Origin of the sequence: Wolbachia endosymbiont of Mansonella ozzardi (assembly GCF_020278625.1) — a bacterium.
Classification (GTDB): Bacteria; Pseudomonadota; Alphaproteobacteria; order Rickettsiales; family Anaplasmataceae; genus Wolbachia.
On record NZ_JADAKK010000044.1, the window covers coordinates 1 to 1,461 of the forward strand.

3 protein-coding genes and 1 pseudogene are annotated in these 1,461 nt (G+C 33.8%); 1 reads left to right on the forward strand and 3 read right to left on the reverse strand.

What is annotated here, in order from left to right:
- A partial coding sequence (locus IHO40_RS04425) for a TerC family protein (RefSeq protein WP_410543363.1) occupies positions 1–150 on the reverse strand: 150 nt, incomplete at its 3' end.
- Positions 151–341: 191 nt separating this feature from the next.
- Between IHO40_RS04425 and IHO40_RS04430 the strand changes: the two genes are divergently transcribed.
- Positions 342–485, forward strand: coding sequence for a hypothetical protein (locus IHO40_RS04430; protein ID WP_225536961.1), 144 nt, complete (start codon positions 342–344; stop codon positions 483–485).
- 169 nt (positions 486–654) lie between these two features.
- Here the strand turns inward: IHO40_RS04430 and IHO40_RS06110 are convergent.
- Both IHO40_RS06110 and IHO40_RS04440 read right to left on the reverse strand, forming a co-directional pair.
- Positions 655–816, reverse strand: a pseudogene (locus IHO40_RS06110) (ankyrin repeat domain-containing protein); the annotation flags it as partial.
- Between the two features lie 18 nt (positions 817–834).
- Positions 835–1,179: an ankyrin repeat domain-containing protein gene (locus tag IHO40_RS04440; protein WP_225536960.1), complete on the reverse strand. Its 345-nt coding sequence runs from the start codon at positions 1,177–1,179 to the stop codon at positions 835–837.
- Positions 1,180–1,461: the final 282 nt, after the last annotated feature.

The window sequence follows — 1,461 nt, forward strand, 5'->3', positions numbered from 1 at the left end:
TAGCGCTAGTCCAAAACCTATAAGGCTTACCCTTTCTTTCAGCGTGGTTGGTACTTTATCTATTGCTAGAGAAATAAAGATTAAATTGTCTACGTTAAGTATAGTTTCAAGTAGTGTAAGTATCAGTAAAGTCCACGCTTCGGCTAACATTTGCGTTCCTGTTCTAGCTTCTTTACTTTACAATAGATATGTAAAAATTAAGTGACTTTGCTTAGTCAGGGTGTAGTTTTTTATCAAAATGAGAAGTAATTGCTCCCTTGAATAGGTAGAGAAAGTGCTATAGCAATGGAATGACGAAATTAGACAGAAACATTTCTTTCGTATTCTTAAGCGCAACCTTTGTGTTCCCATCTGCTCCCATTTCAGCTTTAGGCTTTGACATCATGTATATTCCAGCACCAACAACAGTACTTGCTATAAGTGCAGATCCTGTAACTAGTCCAATTATTGCTGGTATAGATAAAGTAGTAGCAAGTGTGAGTTAGTAGCAACTATTGCTGCAACTACAAAACCCACAACTATGCCTTTTACAATTGCACTTTTTATAAGTTGTTTTTTTCTGCTTGCTCGAGGAGTTGTACTATGTCTTCATCTTCAGCAAGATCCCTTGGCTTTCTATCATCCGAGTCTTTTTAATAAAGAATTTGCTCCACTTTATAGCAGGACTTTTACTACCTCTACATAGCCATTTTTGACAGCAAGGTGTAAAGGAGAACGTTCTTTTTTATCTCTTAAATTAACATTTGCCTTATGCTTAATTAGAATTTTTGCTATCTCCTGATGATCTCCTTCAACAGCAAGATGTAAGAGAGTAAATCCATCATCCTTATTTTTTTAATTAACATCTGCCTTGTATTTTATCAGGATCTTTATCATCTCCTTGTTGTTTTTGATGATGGCAGTATGTAAAGGAGAGCAAATACCACTGTTAATATTTGCCTTGTCAACTAATAGAGCTTCTACTATTTTTATATATCCATTTTCAACAGCAATATCTAACAATGTGTCATAGTCGGTGGTAAGACGGTAATTAATATCGTCCTCCTTTTCCCACTTTCCGTATGTTTCTTTACCTTCTTCTTGTAGCTTAGTTTTTATTTGCTTGATTATATTATCCGCATTCAAACCCGGAAGAGTGTTTACTTCTTTAAGTATTTCTGCAAGCTTTCCTTGTTTCATAATTTTCTCCTGTCCAGTTCAATTATTGCATATTTAAACAAGAAAGTCAAGTATTTAATACTTCCTATCTTTCAACTTGACAGAGTTTATCAAACATTTCCTCAGGGCACAGGGTATAAATTTATAGGGATAGTACCATTATTATCTTGCCTTAAAAAATCACTTGAGTTATACTGCAGATCATGAATTTTAGGCAAAAAATCAAATTTTTTTCTCTGTCTTTTATAATACTGTTTTTTCTATGGACTGTATTGTCTGGTTATTTTGAGTTGTTTTTTGTTT